This window comes from Burkholderiaceae bacterium, assembly GCA_024235995.1.
Taxonomy (GTDB): domain Bacteria; phylum Pseudomonadota; class Gammaproteobacteria; order Burkholderiales; family Burkholderiaceae_C; genus Ottowia.
The window spans coordinates 1,765,141-1,786,976 of sequence record JACKLI010000001.1; the positions used below are offsets into that span (position 1 = coordinate 1,765,141).

The 21,836-nt window shown below is 69.6% G+C and carries 19 protein-coding genes; 8 read left to right on the forward strand and 11 right to left on the reverse strand.

Going from position 1 to position 21,836, the window contains the following annotated elements; translation table 11 throughout:
• Positions 1 to 12: 12 nt before the first annotated feature.
• The 3 genes from H6927_08535 to H6927_08545 are packed head-to-tail and all read left to right on the forward strand — an operon-like array spanning position 13 to position 4,504.
• Complete coding sequence (locus H6927_08535) at positions 13 to 2,265, forward strand: methyltransferase domain-containing protein (GenBank protein MCP5218145.1); 2,253 nt, start codon at positions 13 to 15, stop codon at positions 2,263 to 2,265.
• A gap of 23 nt (positions 2,266 to 2,288) precedes the next feature.
• The gene (wecB, locus tag H6927_08540) at positions 2,289 to 3,386 is read left to right on the forward strand and encodes a UDP-N-acetylglucosamine 2-epimerase (non-hydrolyzing) (GenBank protein MCP5218146.1); all 1,098 of its coding nucleotides are present in this window, start codon (positions 2,289 to 2,291) and stop codon (positions 3,384 to 3,386) included.
• Entirely contained in the window at positions 3,386 to 4,504 is a 1,119-nt protein-coding gene (locus H6927_08545) for a glycosyl transferase (GenBank protein ID MCP5218147.1), read from the forward strand. Before wecB ends, H6927_08545 begins: the two co-directional genes overlap by 1 nt.
• A gap of 85 nt (positions 4,505 to 4,589) precedes the next feature.
• On the opposite strand, the gene H6927_08550 is transcribed toward H6927_08545, so the two are convergent.
• Positions 4,590 to 5,126, reverse strand: a complete 537-nt coding sequence (locus tag H6927_08550; protein MCP5218148.1) for a peroxiredoxin — start codon at positions 5,124 to 5,126, stop codon at positions 4,590 to 4,592.
• Positions 5,127 to 5,133: 7 nt separating this feature from the next.
• Positions 5,134 to 7,605, reverse strand: coding sequence for an adenosylcobalamin-dependent ribonucleoside-diphosphate reductase (locus H6927_08555; GenBank protein MCP5218149.1), 2,472 nt, complete (start codon positions 7,603 to 7,605; stop codon positions 5,134 to 5,136).
• 269 nt (positions 7,606 to 7,874) lie between these two features.
• Between H6927_08555 and H6927_08560 the strand changes: the two genes are divergently transcribed.
• Both H6927_08560 and H6927_08565 read left to right on the forward strand, forming a co-directional pair.
• Positions 7,875 to 9,083 carry an NnrS family protein gene (locus tag H6927_08560; GenBank protein ID MCP5218150.1) on the forward strand — a complete coding sequence of 403 codons (1,209 nt, stop codon included), beginning with the start codon at positions 7,875 to 7,877 and terminating at the stop codon, positions 9,081 to 9,083.
• A 44-nt stretch (positions 9,084 to 9,127) separates the two neighbouring features.
• Positions 9,128 to 9,421, forward strand: a complete 294-nt coding sequence (locus H6927_08565) for a DUF2249 domain-containing protein (protein ID MCP5218151.1) — start codon at positions 9,128 to 9,130, stop codon at positions 9,419 to 9,421.
• 66 nt (positions 9,422 to 9,487) lie between these two features.
• On the opposite strand, the gene sufT is transcribed toward H6927_08565, so the two are convergent.
• The 6 genes from sufT to sufB all read right to left on the reverse strand — a co-directional run bounded on the left by sufT (position 9,488) and on the right by sufB (position 15,286).
• Positions 9,488 to 10,039: a putative Fe-S cluster assembly protein SufT gene (sufT, locus tag H6927_08570; protein MCP5218152.1), complete on the reverse strand. Its 552-nt coding sequence runs from the start codon at positions 10,037 to 10,039 to the stop codon at positions 9,488 to 9,490.
• Complete coding sequence (locus H6927_08575; GenBank protein MCP5218153.1) at positions 10,036 to 10,506, reverse strand: SUF system NifU family Fe-S cluster assembly protein; 471 nt, start codon at positions 10,504 to 10,506, stop codon at positions 10,036 to 10,038. Before H6927_08575 ends, sufT begins: the two co-directional genes overlap by 4 nt.
• A complete protein-coding gene (locus tag H6927_08580; protein MCP5218154.1) occupies positions 10,503 to 11,768 on the reverse strand; it encodes an aminotransferase class V-fold PLP-dependent enzyme in 1,266 nt (421 codons plus the stop codon). The genes H6927_08575 and H6927_08580 overlap by 4 nt, the downstream gene beginning before the upstream one ends.
• Positions 11,761 to 13,014 (reverse strand): SufD family Fe-S cluster assembly protein, encoded by a 1,254-nt coding sequence (locus H6927_08585; protein ID MCP5218155.1) that lies wholly within the window; start codon positions 13,012 to 13,014, stop codon positions 11,761 to 11,763. Before H6927_08585 ends, H6927_08580 begins: the two co-directional genes overlap by 8 nt.
• 2 nt (positions 13,015 to 13,016) lie before the next feature.
• Positions 13,017 to 13,787, reverse strand: coding sequence for a Fe-S cluster assembly ATPase SufC (sufC, locus tag H6927_08590; GenBank protein ID MCP5218156.1), 771 nt, complete (start codon positions 13,785 to 13,787; stop codon positions 13,017 to 13,019).
• Positions 13,788 to 13,858: 71 nt separating this feature from the next.
• Positions 13,859 to 15,286 carry a Fe-S cluster assembly protein SufB gene (gene sufB, locus H6927_08595; GenBank protein MCP5218157.1) on the reverse strand — a complete coding sequence of 476 codons (1,428 nt, stop codon included), beginning with the start codon at positions 15,284 to 15,286 and terminating at the stop codon, positions 13,859 to 13,861.
• Positions 15,287 to 15,540: 254 nt separating this feature from the next.
• Here sufB and H6927_08600 point away from each other — a divergent pair, with 254 nt between their 5' ends.
• From H6927_08600 to H6927_08610, 3 genes are all read left to right on the forward strand, one after another.
• Entirely contained in the window at positions 15,541 to 15,936 is a 396-nt protein-coding gene (locus H6927_08600; GenBank protein MCP5218158.1) for a hypothetical protein, read from the forward strand.
• Positions 15,937 to 16,000: 64 nt separating this feature from the next.
• Positions 16,001 to 17,335: a tRNA (N6-isopentenyl adenosine(37)-C2)-methylthiotransferase MiaB gene (gene miaB, locus H6927_08605; GenBank protein MCP5218159.1), complete on the forward strand. Its 1,335-nt coding sequence runs from the start codon at positions 16,001 to 16,003 to the stop codon at positions 17,333 to 17,335.
• Between the two features lie 81 nt (positions 17,336 to 17,416).
• Positions 17,417 to 18,172, forward strand: a complete 756-nt coding sequence (locus tag H6927_08610) for a tyrosine-protein phosphatase (GenBank protein MCP5218160.1) — start codon at positions 17,417 to 17,419, stop codon at positions 18,170 to 18,172.
• 99 nt (positions 18,173 to 18,271) lie between these two features.
• On the opposite strand, the gene H6927_08615 is transcribed toward H6927_08610, so the two are convergent.
• From H6927_08615 to H6927_08625, 3 genes are all read right to left on the reverse strand, one after another.
• Positions 18,272 to 19,978, reverse strand: a complete 1,707-nt coding sequence (locus H6927_08615; GenBank protein MCP5218161.1) for a hypothetical protein — start codon at positions 19,976 to 19,978, stop codon at positions 18,272 to 18,274.
• Positions 19,979 to 20,161: 183 nt separating this feature from the next.
• On the reverse strand, positions 20,162 to 21,250 hold the full coding sequence (locus H6927_08620) for an IS5-like element ISCte5 family transposase (protein MCP5218162.1): 1,089 nt from the start codon (positions 21,248 to 21,250) through the stop codon (positions 20,162 to 20,164).
• A gap of 152 nt (positions 21,251 to 21,402) precedes the next feature.
• On the reverse strand, positions 21,403 to 21,657 hold the full coding sequence (locus H6927_08625) for a type B 50S ribosomal protein L31 (protein MCP5218163.1): 255 nt from the start codon (positions 21,655 to 21,657) through the stop codon (positions 21,403 to 21,405).
• Positions 21,658 to 21,836 lie beyond the last annotated feature (179 nt).

Here is a 21,836-nt window from a genome sequence, read left to right on the forward strand (position 1 = left end):
CGCATCCTGGCCATGACGCAACGCATCAACTCGCAGTCCTATTGGGATGGGCGCTTTGCCACCGACTGGGACGACAAGCAAGGACCGCAGCAGTCGCGCTTTTTCTCGCGCGTGGCGATCGACAACCTGCCGGCCTGGCTGTTTCGGGCGATCGGCGAGCAGCAGCTGTCCGTGGTCGACTGGGGTTGCGCCCAGGGCGACGGCACCGACGAGCTGGCCACGCGGATCGAGGCGCGGCAGCTCAGCGGGGTGGACTTTTCGCCCACGGCGGTGCAGCAGGCCAGCGAGCGTCATCCAGCCATTCGGTTCGTCCAGGCCGACTGGCTGGACCGGCGGGCTGATACGGCCGTGCCGGAGCAATGGGACATCGTGTTTTCCTCCAACACGCTGGAGCACTTCCATCAGCCCTTCGAGGTGCTGCGTGCCTTGTGCGCGCGGGCTCGCCTGGGCTTGGTTCTGGTGCTGCCCTACCGGGAGCGCGATCGCATCGAGGAGCACCATTTTTCCTTCTGGCCCGAAAGCCTTCCGGCCCGGCTCCCGAACGGCTTTCGCCTGGCCTGGGCCCGGGTGGTGGATTGCCGCTCCCTGCCCGATACCCATTGGGCGGGCGAGCAGATCGTCATGGTCTATGGCGCGGCATCCTGGCTGGACGGTCGCCAGCTGATGCTGTCCGATTGCCAAGTGTCGGGCGACGACACGGCGGCGCGTCTGCGTTTCCTCGAGCGTGACCTGACCCAGGCCACCCATCGGCTGCAGCAGCTGGAGCAGGACAACCGGATGCAGCAGCAGGCGCTGGCCGAGCGCACCGCACAACTGGCTGGGCTGGAGCGCGAGCATCGGTCGCAGCAGCAGGCGCTCGAGCAGATGACCCGCGACCACCAGGCCTCGCAGGCCCGGCTGGTGGCGGTTTGGGGCAGCGCGTCCTGGCGCCTGACCAAGCCGCTGCGGGCCGGCAAGATGGCGCTGACGCAGCCCCGGCAGGCCGCCTACCGGGCGCTGCGAGCGGTGTACCGTGGGCTCCCGGGTGGCCTGCAGCTGCGTCTCAACGGCTTGCGGCATCGCCTGGTGCGCTGGTTTCGCGACGGCGCGTCGCTGCCACTGGCCTGGAGCGGCGGCCCCAGGGACCCCGCCGACCTGTCATGGGAGGACTTTCGCCAGCAGGTGCTCGATGGTGCCGCCAGCACCCACAAGGGCATCTTCGTGCAGGAGGCGGCCATCGACTGGAACGTCCCGCTGTACCAGCGGCCCCAGCATATCGCCGCGGCCCTGGGGCGCCTGGGCTACCTGGTGGTGTTCCGCACCGGTCCCTGGGGCGGCGACGACGTTCACGGCTTTCGGCAGGTGGCGCCCAACGTCTGGCTGACCAAGCGCACCGAGGTCGACCGCATCGACGCGATGGCGCGCTCGTTCTACTCGACGGCCCACATGCTCGCCCCGTACACCCTGGTGACGCCCGGCCGGCGCGGCACCCTGATCTACGAATACATCGACCACATCGACCCCGAGATATCGGGCGATCCGGAAAACATCCGGCGCCTGGTCGCGCTGAAGGACTTTGCCTTTGGCGGCGGCGCCGACGTGGTGGTGGCCTCGGCGCGCAAGCTGTACGACGAGGCGGTGGCGGCCGTCGGGCCCGAGCAGCGGGTGGTTCTGGTGCCCAACGGCGTCGACACCCGTCACTATCGCGATCCGGCGCACCTGGCCGCCGCCCTGCCCAGGCGGCTGCTCGAGTTCAGGGCGCGGTATTCGCTGGTGGTGGGTTATTTTGGCGCGCTGGCGCCCTGGCTCTGGTACGAAGCCGTGGCCGAGCTGGTGCGCCTGCGGCCGGACGTCGGCTTTGTCTTCATCGGCCCCGATTACTACGGCGGCGCGCGGCAGTTGGTGGCCGCCGACAACCTGCTGTACCTGGGGCCGGTGGACTACAAGGACCTGCCGGCCCACGGCCGGCAGTTCGATCTGTGCATGATTCCGTTCAAGCCCGGCGAGATTGCGCAGACCACGTCGCCGCTCAAGCTGTTCGAGTACTTCGCGCTCGAGAAGCCAGTGGTGGTGACCTCCGACATGCGCGAGTGTGTCGCGTTCCCCGAGGTCTTTCACGGCGACAGCGCGGCGGCGCTGTCCGAGGCGATCGACCGGGCAGCCCGGGTCAAGGACGATGAAGCGTTCCGGCAACGCCTGCGCGAACTGGCCGACGAGAACGACTGGATCGAGCGTGCCCGGGTCATGGCCGCCGCCTTTGCGCCCTCGTTATCCTTGACGAAGTAACCCTGTAAGCCTGTGGAGATGAGATGAAGCGCATTCTTTGCGTCATGGGGACGCGCCCCGAGGCCATCAAGATGGCGCCGGTCGTCCTGGCCTTGCGTGCCGATCCCGATTTCGATGTGCGGGTGCTGGCGACGGCCCAGCACCGTGAGATGCTCGACCAGGTGCTGCGCCTGTTCGACATCCAGCCCGACGCCGACCTGAACGTGATGCAGGCCAACCAGTCGCTGAGCGACCTGACGGCGCGCCTGCTGACCGGCGCCGACGCGGTGCTGGCCGAGCAGGCGCCCGACGCCGTGCTGGTGCAGGGCGACACCACGACGGTGATGGCCCTGTGCCTGGCCTGCTTTTACCGCCGCATTCCGATCGGCCACGTGGAGGCGGGCCTGCGCACCGGCGACATCCACAACCCGTTTCCGGAAGAGGCCAACCGGCTGATCGCCTCGCTGTTCGCGCGCTGGCATTTCGCGCCGACCGAGTCGTCACGGCAGAACCTGCTGCGCGAGGATGTGGCGGATGCCGACATTCTGGTGACGGGCAACACGGTGATCGATGCTCTGCTGATGACCGCCGAGCGCAGCACCACGGTCGACCTGGGGCAGCGTGCCGGCGCGCGCATGGTGCTGGTGACGGCCCATCGGCGCGAGAACTTCGGCGCGCCGTTCCTGGAGGTCTGCCGCGCGCTGCGGCACCTGGCCGAGCACAACCCGGCGGTGGATTTCGTCTATCCGGTGCACCCCAACCCGAACGTGCGCGATGTCGCCCGCGCGGCGCTGGCGGACCTGCCCAACATGCACCTGTGCGCGCCGCTCGAGTACGACAGTTTCGTGGCGGCCATGAAGCAGGCGTACTTCATCATCAGCGACTCGGGCGGCGTGCAGGAGGAGGCGCCCGCGCTGGGCAAGCCGGTGCTGGTGCTGCGCAACGAGACGGAGCGCCCCGAGGCGGTGGATGCGGGCGTCGTCAAGCTGGTCGGGCCGAACCACGAGCGCATCGTGGCCGAGGCGCAGCGCCTGCTCGACGACCCGGCGGCCTACCGGGCCATGGCGCAGGGTGTCTCGCCCTACGGCGATGGCCGGGCGGCCGAGCGGATCGCCCGGCATCTGCGCGCCGCGTTCGCCTGATGGCCGGCATGCGCCTGGTCTACGTTTCGCCCGTTCCCTGGTGGAGCTTCGCGCAGCGTCCGCACAAGTTCGTGGAGTGGTTCCACGAGCGCACTGGCGCCGACGTATTCTGGATCGATCCCTACCCGGCCCGCCTGCCGACGTGGCGCGACCTGGCGCGCCTGTGGAGCCACGATGTCGGCATGCAGTACCTGAACCAGGCGCCGCCGCCCTGGCTGTCCCTGCGCCAGCCGTTTGCCCTGCCGCTGGAGCCGGTGCCGGTCCTGGCGGGGGTCAACCGGCGCTTCTGGCGCGACATCGCGCGCGAGGTGAAGTCGTTCGCCGACGGCCAGCAGGCGATGCTGGTGATCGGCAAGCCCTCGCTGCTGGCGCAGGATCTGATGGCGGGGCCGTCGTGGCAGCGGGTGGTGTATGACGCGATGGACGATTTTCCGGCCTTCTTCGGCGGCTTGTCGCGCGTGGCCATGGCCGCGCGCGAGGAGAAGATCGCCGGCCAGGCGACGGATGTGTGGGCGTCCAGCACGCCCTTGCTGCAACGGTGGTCGCGCCTGCGCGCCGAGACGCGCCTGGTCCCCAACGGCCTGGCGCGCGATTCGGTCGCGGGGCTGTTCCGGCGCTCTACCGCGCCGGCGCCGGTGTTCGGCTACGTGGGAACCATCGCCCAATGGTTCGACTGGGACTGGGTCATCCGCCTGGCGCGCAGCTACGGGCAGACGACCGTGCGCCTGATCGGGCCGCGCCACGGTCCGCAACCGGCGCAGCTGCCGCCCAACATCGAGCTGCATCCGCCGTGCGACCATCGAAACGCGCTCGAGCGCATGCAGCACTTCGACGTCGGCCTGATTCCGTTTCGACGCAATCGGCTGACCGACGCGGTCGACCCGGTCAAGTACTACGAGTACAAGGCGCTCGGGCTGGCGGTGCTCTGCACCGATTTCGGCCAGATGCGCTGGCGCCACGACGAGGAGGGCGTGTTCGTGGCGGGCGAGAACGCCGAGTTCCGGCCGGTGGTCGATGCGTCCCTGGCCTATCGCGCCACGCCCGAGGCGGCCGAGCGCTTTCGCCAGAAGCACGGCTGGGAGGCGGTGTTCGATCGCGCCGGGCTACTCAACCGGTAATCGGGGATGAATGCTTCGATATGGATAGCTTCCGGCGCTTGATCCATGCCGGTTTGGGGCGATTCCGCTTTCAATCGATATCCCGTCAGCGCCTGGCGCCCACCCCATCGCCGAGCGCCTTCAGCGTCTGCTCGACGTGCCGCAGCGGGTCGCTGCCCTGGTGGACAAAGGCGATCCGCCCATCCTGCCCGATGACGTAGGAGATGCGGTTGGCCACGCCCGGCAGCAGCGACGCGGCGTCGTAGGCCTGGATCGTCCGCCCCTGCGGGTCGGAGCCGACGGCGAACCGGTCGCGGCAGGCCTCGGTGGAAAAGCGCTTGAGCGTGTCGATGTCGTCGTGCGAGATGCCGATCACGCGCGCGCCCAGCGCGGCGAACTTGGGCGTGGCCTCGGCAAAGGCATTGGCCTCGATGGTGCAGCCCTGCGTGAAAGCCTTGGGGAAGAAGTACAGCACCACCGGGCCCGCCTTCAGGGCCTCGGCCAGGTCGAACGCAAAGGCCTGGCCGGCCAGGGCGGCGGTGGTCTTGAACTCCGGCGCGGCATCGCCCGGCTTGAGCGCGGCCTGCGCGGCCGGCGGCAGCAAGGCGGCGCACGTCAGGGCCAGGGCGTTGCGGCGTTTCATGGCCGGCCTACCCGCAACTGCCCACGAAGCCGCACTGCGTGCAGTAGTCGCAGCCGTCCTTGCGGATCATGGCGTGCGCGCCGCATTCGGGGCATTTCTTGCCGGCCATGACGCCGGGGTTGGCGCCGGCGGCACTAATCTCGGGCTCGGCCGGCACCAGCTCGTCGGGCTCGAACAGCGAGCCCTGCGCCGCCTCGGCGCGGCGGGCGATGAGGGCCTCGACCGCATAGCCGATGGCCGCCACCTCGCTGTCGTGCCAGCGCGGCACGCGGGTGCCGTCGGCCTTCTCGTAGGTGCCCAGGCGCACCGGGCCGCGGTCCCAGGTGACCTTGCGCATGTCCGACAGCGCGCGGTCCAGAAAGCCGCCGCGCGCGGCCAGCGACAGCATGCGCATGGTGGCGGTGATCCACTGCTGCGACTCGCTGCTCTGGCCCACGGGCATGAAGAACTCGATGGCGCGTTCGATCGTGCCCTTGCCGTCGGCCGCGGGGATGGGCAGGAAGGTGACGATCAGGTACAGGCGCTGCTGGCCCTCGTGCGTCCAGTACTCGATCTTTTCGGCCACGGCGGGCAGGCCGCCGGACGGGCGCTTTTCGATCACGGTGCGCATCGGGTCGTAGGCCGGGGCCGCGGCGGGCGCGGGCTCGTCCTTCTTGGCCGGCGTGGTCTCCAGCACCGCGCCCAGGATGCTGTTGGGGCGGTAGGTGGCCAGGCCCTTCAGGCCGGCCTGCCAGGCCTGGCGGTACAGGTCCTTGAAGTCGCCGAAGGGGTAGTCGGCGGGGATGTTGACGGTCTTGCTGATGGAGGTGTCCACGAAGGGCTGCACCGCCTGCATCATGGCCACGTGCTCCTGCGCGCTCATCTGCAGCGCGTTGACGAAGTAGGCGGGCAGCTTGCCGTCGGCGTCGTCGGCCGTGACGCTGTCGTCCACCAGCGCGCGGTACAGGCGGAAGGCGTGGTCTTCCACCATGTAGCTGCTGGTGCTGCCGTCGCCCTCGCGCTTGTTGCGCTTGTAGCCCCAGCTGAAGGCCGGCTCGATGCCGTTGGAGGCGTTGTCGGCAAAGGCCAGACTGACGGTGCCGGTGGGCGCGATCGACAGCAGGTGGCTGTTGCGGATGCCGTGCTGGCGAATGGCCGCCTTGATGTCGTCGGGCAGGCGGCTGGCAAAGGTGCCTTCGGCCAGATAGCCCTCGGCCTTGAAACGGGGAAACGCGCCTTTCTCCTTGGCCAGCTCGACCGAGGCGCGGTAGGCCGCGTCGCGCATGCGCCGGCCGATCTCGGCGGCCATGGCGCGGCCGTCCTCGCGGTCGTAGCGCAGCTTGAGCAGGGTGAGTGTGTTGCCCAGGCCGGTGAAGCCCACGCCGATGCGGCGCTTGGCGGCGGCCTCGTCGCGCTGCTGCTGCAGTGGCCAGAAGGTCACGTCCAGCACGTTGTCGAGCGCGCGCACCTGGGTGGCCACCACCTGCTCGAAGGCGTCGAAGTCGAACGCCGCCGCGCCGCCCACGCCGAAGGGGTGGCGCACGAAGTTCGTCAGGATGATGGGGCCCAGGTCGCAGCAGCCATAGGGGGGCAGCGGCTGTTCACCGCAAGGATTGGTCGCCTCGATCTGCTCGGTGTAGTTCAGGTTGTTGTCGCGCCCGATCTGGTCCAGGAACAGGATGCCCGGCTCGGCGAAGTCGTAGGCCGAGGTCATGATGGTGTCCCACAGCTCGCGCGCGGGCACCTTGCGGTACACCCACTGACCGTCGGCGCGCTGGTGGCCGCCCTTGTCCTTGACCTTCTGGCCGGGCTCGGCCTTGTGCACCAGCTCCCAGTCGGCGCCTTCGGCCACGGCCTTCATGAAGGCGTCGGACACGCCCACCGACACGTTGAAGTTGTTCCAGCGCCCGGGCGTGCGCTTGGCGGTGATGAACTCCAGCACGTCCGGGTGGTCGATGCGCAGCACGCCCATCTGGGCGCCGCGGCGGCTGCCGGCGCTTTCGACCGTCGAGCACGACTGGTCGAACACGTTCATGTAGCTGCACGGCCCGCTGGCGTACGAGTGCGTGCCCTTGACGAAGGCGCCCTTGGGGCGGATGCGCGAGAAGTCGTAGCCCACGCCGCCGCCGCGGCGCATGGTCTCGGCGGCCTCGCGCAGCGCCTCGTAGATGCCGGGAAAGCCATCGGCGTCGCGCCCCTGGATGGCGTCGCCCACGGGCTGGACGAAGCAGTTGATCAGCGTGGCCTGGATGTCGGTGCCCGCCGCGCTCATGATGCGCCCGGCGCCGATGGCGCCGGCGTGCAGATTGGCGAGAAACCGGCTTTCCCATTCGGCGCGCAGCTCGGGCTTTTCCACGCTGGCCAGCGCGCGGGCGACGCGGCCGTAGAGCTGCTCGAGGGAGTGCTCGCCGGGCTTGAAGTACTTCTCCTTCAGCACGTCGGCACTGATGGACTGGGCGGCGAGTGGGCGCTGCGCCTGGGGCAGCGGGTCTCTTTTCATGGGGTGAACTCCTCGGTCGGCGCTGCCGGAGCCCAGCGGTCCGACAGCCAAAAACGACATTCTTGCACTGTTGGAGTTCGGAATCCGAAAGGCCGGGGGTGTTGGGGCTCGGGGTTTTCGCGCAGGGCGGCCGGCATCCGACGATCGTGCAGCAACCTTACTGAACACGTGCTCAAAATGAATCTTCTGGCGTTCAACGGCCCGCTATATAAAAATGAGCCCTTTCGGCCTGTGCGCCGGTTCCAAGCGCATGCCCTTGCGCCCGCTTCATGAATCAACGATCCGCTTCTTCCATCCCCATCGCCGGGTCAGCGCCGGTCCCCGTGCCGCGCGGCTGGCCCTTGTTCCGGCTGGGCTTTCGGCCGTTCTACCTGGGTGCCGCGCTGCTGGCCTGCGTGTCGGTGCCGCTGTGGGTGGCCGCCTTCCTGGGCCACGCCAGCACCGTGTTCGCGCTGCCGGCCCTGCTGTGGCATGGCCACGAGATGGTGTTCGCCTTCGCGGCCGGCGTCATCATCGGCTTTCTGCTGACCGGGGTGCGGGCCTGGACGGGCCTGGAGACGCCGCGCGGGCCGCTGCTGGCCGCCCTCGCGGCGCTGTGGCTGGCGGCGCGCGTGGCGGCGCTGACGGGCCCCTACGCCCTGTTCGCAGTGCTGGACTTCGCCTTGTTGCCGCTGGTCGCGGTGCTGCTGCTGCGCATCCTGGTCAAGGCCGGCAACCGGCGCAACATCCCGCTCATCTCCCTGCTGCTGCTGATGGCGGCGGCCAACGCGGTGTTTCACCTGAGCGTGATGGGCGTGCTCGCGGTGCCCGCCGCCGCGCCCCTGTACGCCGGGCTGGCGCTGATCCTGATGGTGGTGACCGTGATGGCCGGGCGCGTGGTGCCGGTGTTCACCCGCAACGTCACGCCGGGGCTGAAGAACAGCGTGCCCCGGCCGCTGGAATGGGGCGTGCTGGCGGCCACCGCGCTGGTGCTGGCCGCGTGGGTGTTCGGCACGCCGGCCGGCCTGGTCGGCGTGTTGTGCGCGCTGGCCGCGGTGCTGCACGCGGCGCGGCTGGTGATGTGGAAGCCGCAGGTCACGCTGACGCGCCCCATCCTCTGGATCCTGCACGGGGCCTACGCCTGGCTGCCGATCGGGTTTGCGCTGCTGGCCGCCGCGCAGGCCGGCTGGGTGGCCGAGGCGCTGGCGGTGCATGCCTTCGCCGTCGGCGCCGTGGGCGGGCTGATCATCGGCATGATCACGCGCACCGCGCGCGGCCATACCGGGCGCCCGCTCAAGACCACGAGGGGCGAGACGCTGGCCTACGCCCTGGTGCTGCTGGCGGCCGTCGCGCGGGTGGCGGTGCCGGCCCTGCTGCCCGCCCTTTACGCGCAGGCGCTGGTGCTGGCCGCCGGCCTGTGGGGGCTGGCCTTTGTGATCTACCTGCTGATCTACGCGCCCTGGCTCACGAGCACGCGGCTGGACGGCAAGGATGGTTGAGTTTTGTTTTTTCTCCCGGTTTTTGATTTCAAGAAAGGAAGACGATGAGCAGCTTGATGGAAGAGGTGGATGTGCGCGCCATGGCGCCGCACGAACGGCACGCGCGGCTGTTTGACCGTTTCGACGGTTTGCTGCCCGGCGAGGCGTTCGTGATCGTCAACGACCACAATCCGGTGCCGCTGCGGCGCCAGCTGGAGGGCCGCTCGCCCGGCGAGGTGCAGTGGACGTATCTGCAGGACGGCCCCGACCTGTGGCGCGTGCAGATCGGCCGGCAGCAGGCCTCCTGCGCCGATGCGGGCGGCGACTGCTGCTCGGGAGGCGCCTGCGGCGGCGGCTGAACGCGGCCGTGGTGGCGCAAAAAACGGGCTCCCGCGAGCCCGTTTTTTTGTGGGGTGCCGCGCGCCCTACAGGCCCAGCGCCAGCTTGGCTTCCTCGGTCATCATCGAGCGGTCCCAGGGCGGGTCGAACACGATGTTGACGGTGCACTCCTCCACGCGCGGCAGGTTCAGCACCTTCTCGTTCACCTCGTTGGCGATCACCTCGCCCATGCCGCAGCCGGGCGCCGTCAAGGTCATGTCGATCACCACGTGCAGCTTGCCTTCCTCCTCGGCGAAGGGCAGCAGCTCGCAGCGGTAGACCAGGCCCAGGTCGACGATGTTGATCGGGATCTCGGGGTCGTAGCAGGTGCGCAGCGCCTCCCACACCAGGGGTTCGACGTCGCCGGCCTGCACGTCGCCGTGGTCGACGACGGGGGTCGGGTCCTGCTTGCCGATGGCGTCGGCGTCGCTGCCGCGCAGGCGCACCAACTGGCCTTCGACCAGCAGGGTGAAGGACGAACCCAGTGCCTGGGTGACTTCGGCCCAGGTGCCTTCTTCCAGCTCGACCGGCGTGCCGGCGGGCACCAGCTCGACCTGCACGGTGCGGCGCACCAGCACGGTTTCACGGTGGCGTCTCATGGGGTGGGATCTTTCTCGGTGGTCACGGCGCCCGGCTCGCCGTTGCCGGCGATGGCGTGCATCAGCGCATGCCAGCCCAGCAGGGCGCACTTGATGCGGCTGGGGTACTGGCGCACGCCGGCCAGGCTGACCAGCTTGCCCAGGGGGGCGTCGTCGGGGTCTTCCTCGCCGGTGAGCACGGCGCGGAAATGCTGCTGCAATTGGCGCGCGGTCTCAATATCGCGGCCCTTGACGGCCTCGGTCATCATCGAAGTGGAGGCCATGCAGATGGCGCAGGCGTGGCCGGTGAAGCGGATGTCGGCCACGCGCTCGCCCTGCAGATCCAGCTCGACGGCGATCTGGTCGCCGCACGAGGGGTTGGTGCCCTGGGCCTGGTGCGTGGGGTGGGGCAGGTGGCCGAAGTTGCGCGGCGCGCGCTTGTGCTCCAGCACCACCTCCTGGTACAGCTCGTTGAGGGCATCGCTCATCGCAGAACCTTCAGGGCATGCGCCACGCCGGCGATCAGGCGATCGACCTCGTCGGGCGTGTTGTACAGGGCAAACGAAGCGCGCGTGGTGGGCCCCAGGCCCAGGTGGTCGATCAGCGGCTGCGCGCAGTGGTGGCCGGTGCGCACCGCAATGCCGCGCTCGTCCAGCAGGGTGCCGATGTCGTGCGGGTGCACATCTAGGGCGACGAAGGACAGCAGGGCCGCGCCGGTGGCGTGCGGCGCCAGCACGGTCAGGCCGTCGATGGCCGCCAGGCCCGCCACGGCCTGCGCGCGCAGGCCGTGCACGTGGGCGTCGATGGCGGCGCGCCCCACCTGGTCGATGAAGCGCGCCGCGGCGGCCAGGCCCACGGCGCCGCCCACGTTGGGCGTGCCGCCTTCCAGGCGCGCGGGCAGCTCGGCGTAGCCGGCGCTGTCGTACTTGACCCACTCGACCATGTCGCCGCCCAGGCGCAGCGGGTGCAGGCGATTCAGCGCGGCGCGGCGGCCGGCCAGCACGCCGGTGCCCATGGGGCCGTACATCTTGTGGCCCGAGAAGGCCATGAAGTCGCAGTCCAGCTGCGCCAGCACGGGCACCGCGTGGCTGACCGCCTGCGCGGCGTCCAGCACGGTCAGCGCGCCGGCCTGCGCGGCCATGCGCAGCATCTCGGCGTAGGGCGGACACTCGCCGGTGGCGTTGGCGCCGGCGGTGACGGCAAACACCCGCGTGCGGGGGCCCAGCAGGCGCGCCAGGTCGGCCGTGTGCAGGCGGCCCTGGGCGTCGGGGCGCAGCACCAGCAGCTTGGCGCCGGTGGCGGCGGCGGCGTGCTGCCAGGGAATCAGGTTGGCGTGGTGCTCCAGGCCGCTGACGATGATCTCGTCGTCGGCGCGCAGCCAGGCTTTCTTGGGGCCGCCCAGCCACAGGCCTTGGGCGATCGTGTTGAGCGCTTCGGTGGTGCCGGAGGTGAACACCAGCTCGTGCTCGGGCCCCGCGCCGATGAAGCGCTTGAGCGTGGCGCGCGCGGCCTCGAAGTCGTCGGTGGCGCGCTGGCTCAGCGTGTGCACGCCGCGGTGGATATTGGCGCGGTCGTGCGTCTCGAACTGGCGCATGGCGTCCAGCACGGCCAGCGGCATCTGCGTGGTGGCGCCGTTGTCCAGGTAGGCCAGCGGCGCGCCGTGCACCAATTGCTGCAGCACCGGGAACTGCGCGCGCAGGGCCGGCAGGTCCAGCGCCTGCGGTTGGGGGGCGAAACGGATGTCACCCATGGGCGGCCTCCTGGGGGATGCTCAGGTGGCGGGCGATGGCCTGGTGCAGCCAGCCGCTGGCCAGCCAGGGCTCGAGCAGGCTGGCGCCGTCGGCATCATCCAGGCAGCGCTCGAGCACGGCGCGTGCCATGCCGTCGATGATCAGGGCGCGCGCGGTGGCCTCGTCCAGCCCGCGCTGGCCGGCGTAGAACAGGGCGTCGGCCGGCAGCGCGCCCCAGGTGGCGCCGTGTACGGCCTGCACCTGGTCGTGCAGGATTTCGAGGTGCGGGCGCAGCACCATGCGCGGCTGGCCGGCGAGCGCGATGCCTGACAGGCGCTGGCGCACCGAGGCGTCGTCGGCGCCGGCGGCGATGCGGGTGTAGGCATTGGCCACCGCGCGGGCGCTGTCGCTGGCCAGGGCCAGGGCCTCGACCTGGCTGGTGGTGTGCGGCGCGTCCAGGCGGCTGACGATCTGGTGGTCGATGGCTTGCGTGCCGGCCAGCAGCAGGCCGGCGTGGCGTGCCTCGGCGCCCGCGCCCTGCAGTTGCACCACGCAGCGCTGCAGGTGGTAGCTGCCGCCGGTGGCCACCAGCGCCTGCGCGTAGTGGGCACCCGCCGCCAGCGTGGCGTGCACGAAGTGGGCGCTGCGGTCCTGCGGGCCGGGCGCGGCCACGCGCAGGTGCTGCAGGCGGGCGCCGCGCGCCAACTGGATGTGCACGTGCAGGTTCTGCGCCAGGCCGTGCTGGCACACGGCGGGGTCGTGCTCGTGCGACTCGATCAGCATGCAGCGCACGCCCTCGTCCACGTCGAGCACCAGCAGCGGCGCCTCGGCCTGGGCGCGCGGCTGGTGGCGCAGGTGCAACCACACGATGTCCTGCTCGCCGGGCGCCTTGCCGGGCGAGCCCTGCACGCGCAGGCGCAGGCCCTGGCGGCACAGGGCTCGGTGGGCCCAGGCAAAGGGGGCCGCGTCGCCGCCTTCGCCGGGCGGGGGCAGGCCGGCAAACAGCTCGGCGCGCTGGGCCGGGTCCAGCGCATCGAGCCAGCGGGCATCGACGCCGCTGGCCGGGGTCTGGCCGATGGGCAGCAGGGTCCAGCCGGTGCCGGCCAGCGGCGGGGCGTCGCAGGCGGCGTCGGCCGCGGGCTGGCCTTGCCACTGCGCCAGCTCGGGCGGAGGCAGGTGGCGAAACGATTCGCTGCGGCGGCCGATCCAGCCGTGCGTGGCCAGGTGGCTTTGGGCCGCCAGGATGTCGGCGCGGGCGCTGTCCATGCTCAGGCCTCCGCGGTGGTGGCGGCGCGCGCAAAGCCGGTGCGGGCGATGCGGCGCGCCAGCTCGATGTCGCCGGTCTCGGCGATGCAGCCCTGGTCCAGGCGCAGCACGGTGTCGGGCTGCAGCTGCTCGATCATCTGCAGGTAGTGCGAGACGACGATGAAGGCCGTGCCCTGCGCGCGCAGGCGCTGCACGAGTTCGACCACGGCGCGCACGCCGTCCACGTCCATGCCCGAGTCGATCTCGTCGAGCAGCGCCAGGCGCGGCTGCAGCAGCGACAGTTGCAAAAGCTCGTTGCGCTTGCGCTCGCCGCCCGAAAAGCCTTCGTTGACGGGGCGGCCGAGCATGGCCTCGGGCAGGCCGAGTTGCTTGGCGCCCTGCTTGGCGCTGGACAGAAAGTCGAACGCGTCCTGCGGCTCCTGCCCGCGCGCCTCGCGCACGGCGTTGAGCGCGGTGCGGATGAACAGGTTGTTCTTGACACCCGGCACGTCGGGCGGCGACTGGAAGGACAGGAACAGGCCGGCGCGCGAGCGCTCGTGCGCGGGCAGGCCCAGCAGGTCGGTGTCGCCCAGGCGGGCGCTGCCGGCCACCACGCGGTAGCTGGGGTGGCCGGCCAGGGCCATGCCCAGCGTGCTCTTGCCGCTGCCGTTGGCGCCCATCAGCACCACCAGGGCGCCGGCGGGCACGTCCAGCGAGACCGAGCGCAGCACAGTGCGCTCGCCCACGTCGACCCGCAGGTCACGCACTTGCAGCAGGGAAGGGGTTGAGCTCATGGAGTTTCCTATGATTTTGATAGCTTCTCGCGCTTGATTGGTGCGCGCCAGAGCCTTGTTTTGCTTGAAAATCAGCCGACCGCGCCTTCCAGCGACACCGCCAGCAGGGCCTTGGCCTCGAGCGCGAATTCCATCGGCAGCTCCTCGATCACGGCCTGGCAAAAGCCGCCCACGATCAGGCCCGTGGCCTCTTGCGGGTCGATGCCGCGCTGCTGGCAGTAGAACAGTCGCTCCTCGGAGATGCGCGTGGTGGTGGCCTCGTGCTCGACCACCGCGTCGCTGCGCGCCACGTCGATGTAGGGGAAGGTGTGGGCGCCGCAGTCGGGGCCGATCAGCAGCGAGTCGCACTGCGTGTGGTTGCGCGCGCCCTCGGCGCCGGGGTTAATGCGCACCTGGCCGCGGTAGCTGTTTTGCGCGTGGCCGGCGCTGATGCCCTTGGAAACGATGCGGCTGCTGGTGTTGCGGCCGATGTGGATCATTTTGGTGCCGGTGTCCGCCTGCTGGAAGTGGTTGGACACGGCGATCGAGTGGAACTCGCCGCTGGAGTCGTCGCCGCGCAGGATCACGCTGGGGTACTTCCAGGTGACGGCCGAGCCGGTCTCGATCTGCGTCCAGGCGATGCGCGAGCGCTGGCCCGCGCACAGGCCGCGCTTGGTCACCAGGTTGTAGATGCCGCCCACGCCATTCTCGTCGCCGGGGTACCAGTTCTGCACCGTCGAATACTTGATGAAGGCGTCGTCGTGCGCGATCAGCTCCACCACCGCGGCGTGCAGCTGGTTCTCGTCGCGCTGCGGCGCGGTGCAGCCTTCCAGGTAGCTGACCTGGCTGCCTTCCTCGGCGATGATCAGCGTGCGCTCGAACTGGCCGGTGTTCTGCGCGTTGATGCGGAAGTACGACGACAGCTCCATCGGGCACTTCACGCCTTTGGGGATGTAGACGAAGGAGCCGTCGGAGAACACCGCCGAGTTGAGCGCGGCGTAGTAGTTGTCGCCCTGCGGCACCACGGTGCCCATGTATTTCTCGACCAGCTCGGGGTGGTTCTGCACCGCGTGCGAGAACGAGCAGAAGATCACGCCCACGTCGGCCAGTTGCTTGCGGAACGTGGTGCCCACCGAGACCGAGTCGAACACCGCGTCCACCGCCACGCCGGCCAGGCGGGCGCGCTCGTGCAGCGGCACGTTCAGCTTCTCGTAGGTCTCCAGCAGCTTGGGGTCCACCTCGTCCAGGCTCTTGGGCGCGTTCTTCATCGACTTGGGCGCCGAGTAGTACGACAGCGCCTGCAGGTCGATCGGCTCCATGCGCAGATAGGCCCAGTCGGGCTCTTCCATCTTGCGCCAGCGCTCCAGCGCGGCCAGGCGCCACTTGAGCAGGAACTCGGGCTCCTTCTTGATGCGCGAGATGGCGCGGATGGTGTCCTCGTCAAGCCCCGGCGGCAGCGAGTCGGACTCGATGTCGGTGACAAAGCCGTGCTGGTAGGGGCGCGCCAGTGCCTGCGTCAGCGCCGGCGCCTGGGTTTTTTCCTCGCTGGCGGGGGCCAGGCCGGAGGCTTCGGGGAGTGCAGCCATGGATGTTCGGAAGTCGGGCGTTCTAAATATGCAGATTTTATGCAACTTTATCGGCTTTGCCCATCGCGGCGCGGTGCCAGCACTGGCGCTGCGGGCTTTGTGGCGCCCGCCGGCAGCCCCCGGATGGACAAGGCCAGCCCGTAAAATACAAGGTTTAACCTCGCTTTCACAGCCTCTGGACAGACACCATGAACCGCTGCTCGAAACCATTGTGCCCGCCGCGCCGGCTGGCCCTGGGCGCCGTGCTGGCCCTGGCCGGCGTCTTGCCGCTGGCCGCCCAGGCCCAGATGCAGCGCCTGTTTCCGGCCAAGGTGCAGCGCGGCGCCATCACCTTCACGGCGCCGCCCGTGGTCGAGCTCGATGGCAAGACCGAGCGCCTGGGCCCCGGCGTGCGCGTGCGCGACGCGCACAACCGCGTGGCCCTCACCGGCACGCTGCGCGGCAAGAGCTTCGTCGTCAACTACCAGCGCGATGCCGCCGGCATGGTGCGCGAGGTCTGGATCCTGACGCCAGCCGAGATCGCCCGGCCCCTCCCGGGCGCGCAGGCCGGCGGCGCCCGGCCCGATCCCGACTACATCAACTGACGGCCCGTGGCTCGCCCGGCCGGCGCCATGCCGGCCGCTCGCATGGCTTTTTTGGCTATCCATCATGACGCGCAAACTCTTCATCAAGACCTTCGGCTGCCAGATGAACGACTACGACTCGGCCAAGATGGCCGACGTGCTGGCCGCCGCCGAGGGCTACGAGGCCACCGACGACCCCGAGGCGGCCGACCTGATCCTGTTCAACACCTGCTCGGTGCGCGAGAAGGCGCAGGAAAAGGTGTTTTCCGACCTGGGCCGCGTCAAGCACCTGAAGGACAAGGGCGTGCTGATCGGCGTCGGCGGCTGCGTGGCCAGCCAGGAGGGCGAGGAGATCATCAAGCGCGCGCCCTACGTGGACGTGGTGTTCGGCCCGCAGACCCTGCACCGGCTGCCCGAGCTGCTGGCCGAGCGCCGGCGCACCCAGGCGCCGCAGGTGGACATCCGTTTCCCCGAGATCGAGAAGTTCGACAACCTGCCGCCGGCGCGCGTGGAGGGCGTGACGGCCTTCGTCTCGATCATGGAAGGCTGCTCCAAATACTGCAGCTACTGCGTGGTGCCCTACACGCGCGGCGAGGAGTTCAGCCGTCCCTTCGACGACGTGCTGACCGAGGTGGCCGGCCTGGCCGACCAGGGCGTGCGCGAGGCCACGCTGCTGGGGCAGAACGTCAACGCCTATCGGGGCCGCATGGGCGACACGCAAGACACAGCCGACTTCGCCACGCTGATCGAGTACGTGGCCGAGATCCCCGGCATCGAGCGCATCCGCTACACCACCAGCCACCCCAACGAGTTCACGCCGGCGCTGATCGACGTCTACGGCAAGGTCGACAAGCTGGTCAGCCACCTGCACCTGCCGGTGCAGCACGGCTCGGACCGCATCCTGTCGCTGATGAAGCGCGGCTACACGGCCGTCGAATACAAGAGCATCATCGACCGCCTGCGCGCGGTGCGCCCCGGCATCAGCCTGTCGAGCGACTTCATCGTCGGCTTTCCCAGCGAGACGCAGGAGGACTTCGACCAGCTTATGAAGCTGATCGAAGACGTGGGCTACGACGCCAGCTTTTCCTTCATCTACAGCCCGCGCCCCGGCACGCCCGCCGCCAACCTGCCCGACCGCACGCCGCACGAGGTGAAGCTGGCGCGCCTGCAGCACCTGCAGGCGGTGGTGGAGCGCAACGTGCGCGCCATCAGCGCCAGCCGCGTCGGCACCGTGCAGCGCCTGCTGGTCGAGGGGCCCTCGCGCAAGAACCCGAGCGAGCTGATGGGCCGCACCGAGTGCAACCGCATCGTCAACTTCGACGGCGGCCCCCAGGGCGCGCGCCTGGTGGGGCAGATGCTGGACGTGACGATCACCGAGGCCCTGTCGCATTCGCTGCGTGGCCAGGTGCTTGTTGACTGAGATGGCAGCCCCATGGGCGACACGGAGGCCTTGCGGCCTGTCCGACAATACGCGGCTGACCTGCTTGCCGCCGCCTCGCCCATGACCCCTTCTCCCGACCACGCCCTGCACCTGTCCGGCGCCAGCAACTTCCGCGACCTGGGCGGCTACCGGACGGCCGATGGGCGCGTGGTGCGCCGGCGCCGTTTGTTTCGCTCGGACCACCTGGCCGCGCTCACGGCCAGCGACGCGCAGGTGCTGGCGGCGCTGAGGGTCACGCGGGCGCTGGATTTTCGCGGCGGCCACGAGCGCGCCGCGGCTTCCTACCAACTGCCCGGCGTGGTGCAGCACCCGCTGCCGATCGAGCCCACGGTGGTGCAGGGCATGCAGAGCATCCTGGCGGCCGGCGAGGCGCTCACGGCCCCGCGCACGGCCGAGCTGATGTGCCAGACGTACCGCAACTTCGTGCGCCACAACGCGCCGCGCTTTGCCGAGCTGTTCGCGCAACTGCTGCACAGCGACGAGCCGCTGGTGTTTCACTGCACCGCCGGCAAGGACCGCACGGGCTACGCCGCCGCGCTGATCCTGCTGGCCCTGGACGTGCCGCGCAGCGTGGTGATGCACGACTACCTGCTGACCAACGAGCGCTACCGCATGCCCGCCGCCAGCGACCCGCGCATCGGGCCGGAGGTGCGCGAGGTGCTGTGGCGCGTGCAAGGCCCGTTTCTGGACGCCGCGCTGCAGACGGTGGACGAGGAGTTCGGCGGCCTGGACGCCTACCTGGCCCGGCAGCTCGGCGTGGACGCCGCCGCGCGCGAGCGGTTGCGGCGCGCGTACCTGCAGGCGCCTGAAGAATGACGGAATGACTTCGCCGCTGCGCGGCTTCGATGACGAAATGACTGGACATCGCCGTCATCCGTCATCGCGCCAGCGATGCGGGTCATTTCGTCATTCTGATCAAGGTCCGCCCACGCGCCGGTAGACCAGCAGGTTCTCATCCTTGGTCGTCGGGCGGTGCACCTCTTTGACCAGGCGCCAATGCGCCATCGTCACGGTGGCCGGCAGGCTGGCGGTGGCGTCCACGTCCACCAGCAGCCAGGGACAGCTGGCCAGGCTGCGCGCCGGCACCGTGTCCCAGCTGCCATGAAAGCGCACGGCGGCCACCTGCGCCACCGACAGGCCGTGCACCTGCACGCAGGGGGCGTCGCCCACCAGCTGGCGCACCTGCCGCATCTGCGGCGCGTAGCCGCGCGCGTAGTTCAGGGCCGGCAACCACAGCGTCATCAGCAGCAGCCAGCACAGCGTGGCGCCGGCCGCCGGCAGCACCAGGCTCTTCCACAGTGCCGTGCGGTGGCGCCCGGTGCGCCAGCGCGCCAGCGCGATCCAGGCCGCGGTTGCCGCCAGTGCGGCGATGAAGGCGAGCCACTGAAAGCTCGGCTGAAAGCCGGGCGCCAGCCGCGCGACGTTGGCCGCAGGCTGTGCCGGCACCCCGGTCTGCATCGAGATCCACACCACCCAGATGATCAGGGTCCACGCGCTGAAGAAGAGCACGGTGAACCAGTCGATCAGCGCCGCCGCGCCGCGCTTGAAGGTGGGCAGGGCCAGCGCGGCCAGGCAGGCCATGGCGGGCAGGGCCAGCAGCAGGGCGCGGTCGCCCGCGGGCGTGGCAACGGTGCAGGCCACCGGCACGCCGGCAATCAGCAGCGGCAGGCCCAGGTGGCGCTGGCGCCCCAGCTGGCCCAGCTGCCGGCGCCAGCGCCACAGCGCCCACAGCACCAGCGGCCAGGCCGGCCAGGTGAACCACAGCAGCAAGCGGCCCAGGGCGCGCGGGTTGCCCCAGCCCGAGCCCGGGTCGGCCAGCTGCCAGCTGAGCAGCCCGCTGAACCACGCCAGCGCGGCGCTGGCCAGCGTGGTGGCGCCCAGCACCAGGCCGGCACGCCGACGCAGCGCCGGCGGCAGGTGTTCGGCCGAGGGGCGCAGCAGGCCCAGCGTGGCCACGCCGCCGAAGATCAGCGCGATCGACGGCGCGCCGCACAGCACCAGCCCGGGCAGGCCGACCACCAGCGCCACCGGTGCGGCGCGCGGCCGAAACGGCAGGCCGGCCAGGCCGCCGAACACCAGGGTGGAGCAAAACAGCTGCCCCAGCGCCGGCGTGGTCTCGTGCGAGAACTGCGCCAGCCCCAGCGTGGCGATCAGCGCCAGCAGGCCGCCGTCGGCCAGCGCGCGGGCGTAGTCGGTGGCGCGCGCCTCGCCGCCAAAGGCAAAGGCCACGGGCTGCGCGCCGGGGTGGCGCGCCAGGTCGTACACCGCGTACCAGGTCACGGCCAGGGTGCCGGCCAGCATCAGCAGGAAGGGCAGGCGCGCGGCGAAATCCGGCGCCACCCAGGCCGGCGCCCATTGCAGCGCCCAGGCGCCCAGCCAGTAGGGCAGCAGGGCAGGGGTGTCGGGCGCCAGGCCCATCAGGCTGGGGTGCCACCAGGCCGTCCACGATGCCTCGCTCGCCAGCTCGCGCATGATGCCGAAGGCCGCCAGGTCGGCGCTCTTCCAGGGGTCGCGCCCGACGTAGCCCGGCACGACGTAGGCCAGGCACAGCAGCAGCAGCGCCCAGCGCGGCAGGCGGCGCACGGCGTCCTGGGCGACGATGGCGGGGCTGGGTTCGTTCAAGGTGATGGGCCTAAGAACGTAAACACGTTCTAACAGGCCGTTGAAAAAATGCTCATCGAACGCGCCAGGGTCGTGGATTTCGAAGAAACGGATCGCGCAAACTGGCCTGCGCAGCGATTGGAGCGGCCATTTCGGCCTGTTTGCAGGCCGTTTTGCCCGTTCCGGGCGCACGTATCCCATGGTTCACGCATGATGCGCGTCCCACCAACCGCCCAGACTGCCCATGCGCACCAGGTTGTAGGTGGCAAAGCACAGCAGCGCCTGGCCCGCGAGCTTGGCCTGACCGATCAATTTGGTCTTGGCCAGACCGCCCACTGTCTTGATCCAGCCAAAGGCCTCCTCGATTCGCTTGCGCACTTTGAGGCTGGTTTTGTAGCCCTCGTGGCGCTTGATGCGCCCATCGACTGCAGAGTGCTTGTCCTTGGCCGCCACGTGCGGCGTGACCAAGAGCCGGCGACAGCCCTTGATGAAGGCCTTGCTGTCGTAGCCCTTGTCGGCGCCGACCGTGGCCCGCTTGTTCCTGTTGCCCCGGCGTTTGAGCATCGCCAGCGCCGCCTCGCGCTCGGCGGTGCCACTGGCATGTGTGATCTCCACATCCACGATCAGACCGTTGCGGTTCTCCATGAGGATGTGCCCCATGTGGCACAGGCGGGACTTGTCGCCCGCGCTCTTCTTGAACAGCCGGGCATCGGCATCGGTGGTGCTGGCATGGGTGCCGTTGCAGCGCTCCTGCCCTTTGAAGTTCACCTCGGGGTTGCGTCCGGGTGGCGTGCCGCTGTCGTCGTCTTTGCGTTTGAAACTCTTGTGCGAGGCCCAGGCCTCAATCAGCGTGCCGTCCACGCTGAAGTGTTCGTCGCTGGCAAGCCGGCCCCACTGGGCGCTGAGCTTGACGCGCTCGAAGAAGGCGCGCGCCAGGTCTTCGTTGAAGAGGCGTTCGCGGTTGGCGCTGAAGGTGGAGTGGTCCCAAACTTTGTCCTCGATGTTCAGGCCGACGAACCAGCGGTACAGCAGGTTGTAGTTGACCGCCTCGACCAGCTGGCGTTCGCTGCGGATGGAGAACAGGATTTGCAGCAGCAAGGCCTTGAGCAGCATCTCCGGCGGCACCGACGGTCGGCCACGGCGGGCGTACACCGCTTCGAACTCGCTGTTCATGCTCGCCAGCAGCGCATCCACCACGGCGCGCAACTTGCGCAGCGGGTGTGCCGCTGGCACTCTTTCTTCAAGGCTGATGTAGCTGAACATCGCCCCCTGGAAGTCTTGGTTGCCTCTCATCTTTCTTGTCGCAGTTGTTGCGGGATGGCTTCAGATCGTAGCGGCCGACGCGGACGCTCGCAGGGGATTTTTCAACGGCCTGCTAAGCAAGCAAAAGGGCAGCGCGGTTGCCCGTGCTGCCCTTCGAGAGCCGGAAAAGGCGCCGCGCGATTTTAGCGAGCGACCTTGCCGTAGCGGTTGCGGAACTTCTCGACGCGACCGCCCAGGTTGTCCACCGATTTCTGCGTGCCGGTGTAGAAGGGGTGCGACTCGCTGGAGGTGTCCAGCTTGAACAGCGGCAGCTCGCGGCCATCGTCCATCTTGATGGTTTCCTTCGTGTTGGCGCACGAGCGCGTCACGAACTTGAAGCCGTTGGACAGGTCCACGAAGCACACGTCGCGGTAGTTGGGGTGAATGCCTTCACGCATGATGAAATCCTTGGGGGTTTGATTGCGGCAGCCGCGCCAGCCCGTCTGGCGTACTTTCCGGCCAACTGCACATTATAGGGCCATGACGAAATGACCGCGCCGCTGCGCGGCAGCGATGACAAAAATGACGGGCGCCTCGGGTCATGGGCGCGCAGCACCCGTCATCGAAGCGCAGCGAG

Excerpts from the sequence above, each read along its gene's own strand:
- H6927_08535 (MCP5218145.1), top strand. The coding sequence starts at position 13 with ATGACGCAACGCATCAACTCGCAGTCCTATTGGGATGGGCGCTTTGCC.
- wecB (MCP5218146.1), top strand. The coding sequence starts at position 2,289 with ATGAAGCGCATTCTTTGCGTCATGGGGACGCGCCCCGAGGCCATCAAG.
- H6927_08545 (MCP5218147.1), top strand. The coding sequence starts at position 3,386 with ATGGCCGGCATGCGCCTGGTCTACGTTTCGCCCGTTCCCTGGTGGAGC.
- H6927_08550 (MCP5218148.1), bottom strand. The coding sequence starts at position 5,126 with ATGAAACGCCGCAACGCCCTGGCCCTGACGTGCGCCGCCTTGCTGCCG.
- H6927_08555 (MCP5218149.1), bottom strand. The coding sequence starts at position 7,605 with ATGAAAAGAGACCCGCTGCCCCAGGCGCAGCGCCCACTCGCCGCCCAG.
- H6927_08560 (MCP5218150.1), top strand. The coding sequence starts at position 7,875 with ATGAATCAACGATCCGCTTCTTCCATCCCCATCGCCGGGTCAGCGCCG.
- H6927_08565 (MCP5218151.1), top strand. The coding sequence starts at position 9,128 with ATGAGCAGCTTGATGGAAGAGGTGGATGTGCGCGCCATGGCGCCGCAC.
- sufT (MCP5218152.1), bottom strand. The coding sequence starts at position 10,039 with ATGAGACGCCACCGTGAAACCGTGCTGGTGCGCCGCACCGTGCAGGTC.
- H6927_08575 (MCP5218153.1), bottom strand. The coding sequence starts at position 10,506 with ATGAGCGATGCCCTCAACGAGCTGTACCAGGAGGTGGTGCTGGAGCAC.
- H6927_08580 (MCP5218154.1), bottom strand. The coding sequence starts at position 11,768 with ATGGGTGACATCCGTTTCGCCCCCCAACCGCAGGCGCTGGACCTGCCG.
- H6927_08585 (MCP5218155.1), bottom strand. The coding sequence starts at position 13,014 with ATGGACAGCGCCCGCGCCGACATCCTGGCGGCCCAAAGCCACCTGGCC.
- sufC (MCP5218156.1), bottom strand. The coding sequence starts at position 13,787 with ATGAGCTCAACCCCTTCCCTGCTGCAAGTGCGTGACCTGCGGGTCGAC.
- H6927_08600 (MCP5218158.1), top strand. The coding sequence starts at position 15,541 with ATGAACCGCTGCTCGAAACCATTGTGCCCGCCGCGCCGGCTGGCCCTG.
- miaB (MCP5218159.1), top strand. The coding sequence starts at position 16,001 with ATGACGCGCAAACTCTTCATCAAGACCTTCGGCTGCCAGATGAACGAC.
- H6927_08610 (MCP5218160.1), top strand. The coding sequence starts at position 17,417 with ATGACCCCTTCTCCCGACCACGCCCTGCACCTGTCCGGCGCCAGCAAC.
- H6927_08620 (MCP5218162.1), bottom strand. The coding sequence starts at position 21,250 with ATGAGAGGCAACCAAGACTTCCAGGGGGCGATGTTCAGCTACATCAGC.
- H6927_08625 (MCP5218163.1), bottom strand. The coding sequence starts at position 21,657 with ATGCGTGAAGGCATTCACCCCAACTACCGCGACGTGTGCTTCGTGGAC.